At 40.1% G+C, this 6,953-nt stretch carries 7 protein-coding genes; 4 read left to right on the top strand and 3 right to left on the bottom strand.

All coding sequences use genetic code 11. The features are described from left to right. Positions 1 to 12: 12 nt before the first annotated feature. Together Q0212_RS15730 and fdxA are read right to left on the bottom strand one after the other, a co-directional pair. The gene (locus Q0212_RS15730) at positions 13 to 2,403 is read right to left on the bottom strand and encodes a molybdopterin-dependent oxidoreductase (protein WP_297927256.1); all 2,391 of its coding nucleotides are present in this window, start codon (positions 2,401 to 2,403) and stop codon (positions 13 to 15) included. A gap of 41 nt (positions 2,404 to 2,444) precedes the next feature. Beyond that, positions 2,445 to 2,783: a ferredoxin FdxA gene (gene fdxA, locus Q0212_RS15735; RefSeq protein WP_297927258.1), complete on the bottom strand. Its 339-nt coding sequence runs from the start codon at positions 2,781 to 2,783 to the stop codon at positions 2,445 to 2,447. A gap of 232 nt (positions 2,784 to 3,015) precedes the next feature. Between fdxA and Q0212_RS15740 the strand changes: the two genes are divergently transcribed. Then, complete coding sequence (locus tag Q0212_RS15740; protein WP_297927260.1) at positions 3,016 to 3,567, top strand: TetR/AcrR family transcriptional regulator; 552 nt, start codon at positions 3,016 to 3,018, stop codon at positions 3,565 to 3,567. A gap of 25 nt (positions 3,568 to 3,592) precedes the next feature. Here the strand turns inward: Q0212_RS15740 and Q0212_RS15745 are convergent, their stop codons facing one another. Then, positions 3,593 to 4,264 carry a TetR/AcrR family transcriptional regulator gene (locus tag Q0212_RS15745; protein WP_297927262.1) on the bottom strand — a complete coding sequence of 224 codons (672 nt, stop codon included), beginning with the start codon at positions 4,262 to 4,264 and terminating at the stop codon, positions 3,593 to 3,595. 155 nt (positions 4,265 to 4,419) lie between these two features. Here Q0212_RS15745 and rodA point away from each other — a divergent pair, with 155 nt between their 5' ends. From rodA to Q0212_RS15760, 3 genes are all read left to right on the top strand, one after another. Further along, entirely contained in the window at positions 4,420 to 5,568 is a 1,149-nt protein-coding gene (gene rodA / locus Q0212_RS15750; protein ID WP_297927264.1) for a rod shape-determining protein RodA, read from the top strand. A 6-nt stretch (positions 5,569 to 5,574) separates the two neighbouring features. After that, positions 5,575 to 6,666, top strand: a complete 1,092-nt coding sequence (gene mltB / locus Q0212_RS15755; RefSeq protein ID WP_297927266.1) for a lytic murein transglycosylase B — start codon at positions 5,575 to 5,577, stop codon at positions 6,664 to 6,666. Between the two features lie 2 nt (positions 6,667 to 6,668). Then, a partial coding sequence (locus Q0212_RS15760) for a hypothetical protein (RefSeq protein ID WP_297927268.1) occupies positions 6,669 to 6,953 on the top strand: 285 nt, incomplete at its 3' end.

Here is a 6,953-nt window from a genome sequence, read left to right on the forward strand (position 1 = left end):
CCCCCAGTGGTTTTACTCTTGAATCTGTATCACATTGACTTTTTCTATACGAGCAGGCACAGATTTATGCCACGGTGTGCCCGCAAAAAAGTCACGGCGTTGATTGTCGGTTAACTCGTTTGGAGCAATACCCTGCTGAATTACTTCACCATTGCTATTGGTATAATGCAAACCTTGGCCATTAGGTAAAGACACATGACCTCGTTGCATCATTTTTGATACTTCTAGTGGCACTTGCACAGAGCCTCTGGCAGTACTTAATTGCACTAAGTCACCATCAACACAGCCTAAATTTTCGGCATCTTGGCCATTAATACGCAAAGTACCAAAACGACCACGTTTATGCCAACTGGCATCACGAATGGCGGTATTCGCGGTATCATTACGCCGTTCACCTGCGGACAACACAAAAGGATAATCAGGATTAACTGCTTCGGGTTTGTCAGTGGCGAGTTTTTCTATTTCACCAACTAACTCATAAATATATAACTCAATACGATTTTCAGGTCGTTTAATCGCTTGCCAACTTTCGGCATGAGTACGGTCGGCATACACCACACCCGACGGATTATCTATAATTGCTTGAAACAATCGGTCACCAGCTAATGGTGCAAGCCCTGCAAAACCCACTCGTGCGGCGGTTTTGGGATTATCCATGACATGAAATAACGACAATGCCCACACTAAAGCCGCTGTTTCCATGCCTTTAGGCAAGGTTTGGCCTAAAGTACGGTATAAAATCACAGGTGCATAAGGTACAAACTTTTTCGATAGTGCTGCTTGGCTCACAAATGCCGCCATAAAGGCTTTACGCGCTAATGGCTCTTTTAATAGTTGTAACTCACCTAATTTGCGTTGACCTAATTTAAGTTGATCGAGTTTAAGTGCCATGCGTAACGGTAAATAATCTTGTTCGGATAATTCGCCCATCGCTTCTAATAAACGTGCATGAATTTCGGCTTCGGGCAATGTGCCTGCTAATGGCTCAAACAAAGGTTGACGGACATGAAAGGCATTTTTAGGAAATTCAATATTAAAAAAAGTGGCTTCGGCTTTTTCAAACTGACTTGATGCAGGTAACACATAACTGGCTTGACGTGCCGTTTCGGTCATCGCGACATCAATCACCAAACTAAATTCCAGAGCGCGCATGGCTTCACGCATTCGTTGACTATCGGCTAAAGAATGCACAGGATTACCACTTTCAACAATCATCGCTCTAAAACGTTGAGGATGATCGGTTAAAATTTCATCAGGAATGACATTACACGGAATGAGACCAATAATAATTTTAGATTGAGTGACAGGACTCAAACGGCCTTTATTACTGGGTGATGGTGGAGTTTTTTTGCTGCTGCCACCTGTTTCGCCTTTACTGGCTTTGGCTAAGGAGAAAAACGGCACAAAAGCATTGGCTGTGCCTTCTTTGCCATAATTGCCTGTCACTACTGCTAAAATACGTTGCAAATAACTATTTAAAGTTGAATGTTGATTCATTTGTGTGCCGAGATCTTCAAAAATCGACACACTGTTGGCTTGAGCAATCCGTTGAGCAGCCGCTTGTAATAAACTTAGCTCTACCCCACAAATTTGGGCATATTCGGCAATATTTATCTTGGCAAATAACGGGGCAATTTTGGCAAAATTGGTGGTGTGTTGTGTTAACCAATCGGCCTTGTGCCAATTATTTTGCACAACAATGGCAATTAATGCCGCCAAACACCATGCGTCAGTGGCAGGTTTCACTTGTAAGTGGTATTCGGCCATTGCTGCCGTTTCACTGACACGTGGGTCAATAACAATCATTGCGCGTTTAGGGTCTTTTTGAATTTCTTTTAACAACACCCGCGATTGAGCAAAACCGTGTGATTGCCACGGATTTTTTCCTAAAAACACGGCCACTTCACAATGATGAAAATCACCGTGTGCACCTGTGCCAAACATTTTGCCTTGTACCCAAAATTCGCCTGTTTTTTCTTGAGCTAGGGCATTAGAACGGTATTTAACGCCTAATGCTTTGAGTGTGGCATCACCATAACCACCGCCTAAATGATTGCCTTGGCCACCGCCACCATAATATAAAAAGCTCTCACCACCGTATTTTTGTTTAATCGCTTTAAGATTTTGTGCCACTTCACGAATCGCCGTGTCCCAATCGACTGCTTCATAAGTGCCATCAGCTTTACGGCGCATTGGTGAGGTTAAGCGATCTGCCCCTTGTTGATAATAATTGAGACGTTGTGACTTTTCACAGACATAACCTTTAGATAAAGGGTGATCATCATCACCACGAATTTTTAAAATCTGTCGGCCATCTTCGCCACCAGTTTGCACCTCTAAGCCGCAATTAATCGAACATAAAATACAGGCCGTTTTTTTCCATTCTGCTTGTTGTGTGTGCATGATAGCCTCTCTTTTTTATTTAATTTAATAGATACAGAAAGTTAAGCACCATTTCTATTTAATTGTGCTAATTTTCCTTTAACACCTGTCCATTGCTCGTGCTCTGGTAAAGCAGCTTTTTGCTGAGTAATTTGTGTCCAATTCGGATGTTTAGCCAACTCAGCATTTAAGGCAATAAAATGTTTTTGCTCATCAGGCACTTCTTCTTCGGCACGAATTGCATCAACAGGACATTCAGGCTCGCATAAGGCACAATCAATACACTCATCAGGATTAATCACCAAAAAATTTGGCCCTTCATAAAAACAATCGACAGGACAGACCGCTACACAATCGGTGTGTTTGCATTGAATACACTCTTCTAAAACCACAAAAGCCATGATGCCATCCTCAATTTAATTAACGACCGTTTAGTAAACGAACGTTAATTTATAAAATACAGCTTGTCAATTGGCTGAAAATAACAAAACAACGGCATTAACAGTCAACACATGGTTTATTAGTAAACGATCGTCAGCTAAAATAATAGACTTTCAGGACTATCGTTTACACTACCGATTTACCGAATAGATAAACGCTAACTGTGTCAGTCCTAAATTATCGAGAGCGATCATGCGTTATTCTGCTAAACATAAAGCCGAAACTCGGCAAAAATTGATTGAAAAAGCAGGTGCATTGGCAAAAAAAGATGGCTTTGCCACTACTGGTGTTGATGGTTTAATGTCAACAGTAGGCTTAACAGGTGGGGCTTTTTATAGTCATTTTTCGTCTAAAAATGAGCTGTTATTAGAAATAATTCGTCAAGAATTAAAGAAATCACAAGATTTGTTAGAAACCAACTTGTCTAATCATAATATTGAACCTTTTTTAAATTTATATCTAAGTCAATTACACCTTAACTTTCCTGCTTTGGGTTGTGCTTTACCCAGTTTAACTACCGAAGTGGGACGTGCTGATGCAGAGGTTAAACAAGCTTTCTCGGAGGGCTTGGCGCGAATTCATCAAATCTTAAACACACAACTTAGCAATCCACAAATGGCATGGGCAACCATTGCTATGACGGTGGGTGCTGTCAATTTGGCGCGTGCTTTGCCTGCTGGCGAGCGACAACAGGCCTTATTAACAGCGTGCCAAAATATGATTTTAGCAATGGCCAAAAACTAGGGGCTTTATAAACACAATCAAAACATCAACAGCCCCTAATAAACTCAGTTAATTTTGCATTTGATAAAGGTAATGTTACTGGCGTAATAAACTGTGTTGGATAATGAGCAAGTTGTTGCGCCTCTTTATTATCAACACCTAATTGTTCTAATAATTTAGCGGTTGCTGCTTCAATACGCTCAACAGGCAAAATATGTCGATGTAAATCTAAAGCTAAGCCCAAAATCCCACCTGCCAAAAGGCTCAACGTCAGCTCTAAATCGGCACATACAAAACGTCCCTGTTTAATACCTTGTTCTATATCTATCCGTAAACCCAATCTTAAACCCATGACAAATTGATCGACAGGCAAGCCAGCATCAAATAATAAATGACCATACTTTGGCTCTTGGCTAATCAACAATAAGGTTTGGCGTGTTTTTAGTGCAAAAACCAGTGCTTTATCATCAATCCCCTGAGTGATTTTGTCGGCCAAACAAGCATGTGTACGCAAAAATAACTCTGCAACACCTTGTATAACTTCATGCACCGACTCAAAATAATTATAAAAAGAGCCGTGTACCATCTCTGCTTGATGAGCAATATCTTTAATTGACAAATTTGCCACAGGTTTTTCTAATAATAATTCTTGTACCGCAATTAATAACTTATCACGAGTGCGATCACGCTTTTTAGCCATCATTACATTTGCTATCATTGTTGAATACCTCTATTTTTGATATTATGTCATTTTTAACGTTTTGTCAAAATTTATCGTCGTATGAAAAAATACCTGCACTTGTGATTCATCACCGTTCAAGGTAAGTTAGGATTTATTACCTCAAAAGTCTTTTTAAAAAACTGATAAAACTTATGAATCAACGTCAACACTATCAATTTTTACGCCGTCTGCCTGATGACGTCACTCAACCGCATAAACGTTCATGGTGGTTACGTTGGCATATTGATTTCCCATTATTAGCGTTATTGTTATTAGTCTGTATTGTTGGTTTATTAGAATTATACAGTGCTTCAGGACGTAATTTGGCCTTAGTAATAAAGCAATGTTCTAGCTTAGGTTTAGGACTACTCGCAATGGCGATTTTAGCGCAAATTCCTCCACGCATTTATCAAGCTATTTCACCGTGGTTATATTGTGCCGTTGTAGTGCTATTAATTATGGTTGCTTTATTTGGTACTGTGGCAATGGGTGCAAGGCGTTGGTTAACCATTCCCCATGTCACTCGTTTTCAACCTTCCGAATTTATGAAAATTGCCATGCCAATGATGATTGCATGGTTTTTGGCACAACAAATTTTACCGCCTCGTTTAAAACATATTATTGTAAGTATTTTATTAATTGCCATTCCTGCAGCTCTCATTGCTCGTCAACCCGATTTAGGCACAGCATTACTTGTGGCAAGTAGCGGTTTTTTTGTCTTATTTTTAGCAGGACTTCCGTGGTGGTTTCTTGGCCTAAGCGCAGCAGGCCTAGCTGCAATTGCTCCCATTGCATGGCATTTTTTACATGATTATCAACGCCAACGTATTTTGACTCTAATTGATCCACAGTCTGACCCTTTAGGAACAGGTTGGAATATCATTCAGTCAAAAACAGCCATTGGCTCAGGCGGACTTACAGGCAAAGGTTGGCTAAATGGCACACAAGCTCATTTGGAGTTTTTACCCGAAGGTCATACGGACTTTATTATTGCTACCTATTCCGAAGAATTTGGCTGGATGGGGATTATAGTCTTATTAACACTTTATAGCTTAATTATTGGTCGTTGTTTATATATAGCTAGCCATGCCAATGACACCTATCGTCGATTATTAGCTGGCGCAATTAGCCTATCTTTTTTTGTTTATGTCTTTGTTAATGCTGGAATGGTTAGTGGTATATTGCCCGTTGTTGGTGTGCCACTGCCTTTTATTAGTTACGGCGGCACAGCCATGTTAACTCTGATGTCTGGCTTTGGTATTTTAATGGCCATTCATACACATCAACAAAATTTGGATTAGTGGATAATGTCGTTTAAAACTTTATTTAGCCTGTTACTTGGACTCAGCACTGCTAACTTTAGTCATGCAGGCGATTTTGACCAATATGAAGAGCTGCAAGCCCTTATTGCCAGTTTAGAACGTGAAGCTATTTATCCGCGCGGCGAATTGAATACCGTTTTTAGTCAAGTTAAACGTCAAAATAAAGCCCTTGAAGCCATGATGCGCCCAGCCGAAGGCACAAAAGAATGGAAAGACTATCGCCCTTCTTTTTTAAGCAATGAGCGCATTAATCGGGGTTTAGACTTTTGGGATAAATACCACGAGGCATTAGAGGTCGCTGAGCAACAATTTGGAGTGCCACCAGAAATCATTTTAGCTATTTTAGGTGTAGAAACTAAATTTGGTGGCAACAAAGGCGGCTTTAAAGTCTTAGACACCTTAACCACGATGGCTTTTGATTTTCCGCGTCGCAGCACTTTTTTTAGACAAGAACTAAAAAGCTATTTGATTTTATGCAAACAACAAGGCTTAAACCCAACTGAGCAACTTGGCTCTTATGCAGGTGCAATGGGCTTTCCGCAGTTTATGCCTTCGAGTTGGCGTAATTTAGGTATTGACTTTGATGGTGATAACAAAGCCGATTTAATTAATAATCCTATTGATGCTATTGGTTCGATTGGCAACTATTTTGCTGCTAATGGTTGGAAAAAAGACGAAGCTATTGCCACTCGTGCCAAAATTATTGGCGACAACTATGATGAGTTAATTAATACCAAAGAATTAAAAACCTTAACCACCCTAGCTGAATTAAAGGCAAAAGGCTTAGATGTCAAAGAAGGTAGTTTTGCAGAAAACACGCCAGTTTCTGCCTTACGATTACAAGGTGATAATGGTGCAGAGTTTTGGCTGACTTTTAATAACTTTTATGTCATTACTACCTACAATCGTAGCCATTTATATGCAATGGCCGTTTTTCAACTCAGCCAAGCCTTAAAAGAAGCCAAACAACAACTAAGCACCGCACAAGATGCCTTAGCAACTGCACCAACGATTGCACCTCCATCCGTGATGGACACCGCGACCACACCATTAACAACTACGCCACCCACACCATAAACATGAATAATTCTAGTTGTATTATCTATACTCGTTTTTATCATCATATTCATACCGTCAATATTCGTGACTATTGTTTATGTTGGATTCAAGCGGGTGATAAAAGTTTGGTCAAAAACCAACAGCGACTAGACTGTCAGGCAGGTGATTTATTAATTTTTATGCCTGAGACACAATGGGATGTGATTAACCGTCCTCCAACTGGGCATTATTATCAAGCATTAAATTTACAGTTTGATCGAGAGTTAATTCAATCTTTTCATCAACTGTATGGCCATCAACTAACA

The organism is uncultured Agitococcus sp. (genome assembly GCF_937920075.1).
In the GTDB taxonomy this organism is placed as follows: Bacteria; Pseudomonadota; Gammaproteobacteria; order Pseudomonadales; family Moraxellaceae; genus Agitococcus.

Bases quoted from the DNA above. Each gene is read 5' to 3' on its own strand.
- Q0212_RS15730 (WP_297927256.1), bottom strand. From the start codon at position 2,403: ATGCACACACAACAAGCAGAATGGAAAAAAACGGCCTGTATTTTATGT.
- fdxA (WP_297927258.1), bottom strand. From the start codon at position 2,783: ATGGCTTTTGTGGTTTTAGAAGAGTGTATTCAATGCAAACACACCGAT.
- Q0212_RS15740 (WP_297927260.1), top strand. From the start codon at position 3,016: ATGCGTTATTCTGCTAAACATAAAGCCGAAACTCGGCAAAAATTGATT.
- Q0212_RS15745 (WP_297927262.1), bottom strand. From the start codon at position 4,264: ATGATAGCAAATGTAATGATGGCTAAAAAGCGTGATCGCACTCGTGAT.
- rodA (WP_297927264.1), top strand. From the start codon at position 4,420: ATGAATCAACGTCAACACTATCAATTTTTACGCCGTCTGCCTGATGAC.
- mltB (WP_297927266.1), top strand. From the start codon at position 5,575: ATGTCGTTTAAAACTTTATTTAGCCTGTTACTTGGACTCAGCACTGCT.